The sequence below is a fragment of the Aequorivita marina genome (assembly GCF_031631895.2).
Taxonomy (GTDB): Bacteria; Bacteroidota; Bacteroidia; order Flavobacteriales; family Flavobacteriaceae; genus Aequorivita; species Aequorivita marina.
In genome coordinates this window covers 1-281 of sequence record NZ_JAVMBW020000054.1, presented here as the reverse complement: position 1 = coordinate 281, position 281 = coordinate 1, and the positions used below count along the sequence as shown (strand labels likewise).

The following is a 281-nucleotide window of genomic DNA, read 5'->3' as shown; positions in this document are numbered from 1 at the left end:
AGCAGCCATTCATTTAAAGAGTGCGTAACAGCTCACTAGTCGAGCGGTCCGGCATGGATAATAATCGGGCATAAACATACTACCGAAGCTATGGACAGATTTATTCTGTGGTAGGGGAGCATTCTGTTTGCGCCGAAGGTGTACTGCGAGGTATGCTGGAGCGGACGGAAAAGAAAATGTAGGCATAAGTAACGATAATGCGGGCGAGAAACCCGCACTCCGAAAGACCAAGGTTTCCCCAGCTATGCTAATCAGCTGGGGGTTAGTCGGGTCCTAACGCG

Annotated in this window: 1 rRNA gene; it reads left to right on the top strand. The window is 50.2% G+C overall.

The annotated features are described in order from the left end of the window. Positions 1–281, top strand: a 23S ribosomal RNA gene (locus tag QPK98_RS15655); the annotation flags it as partial.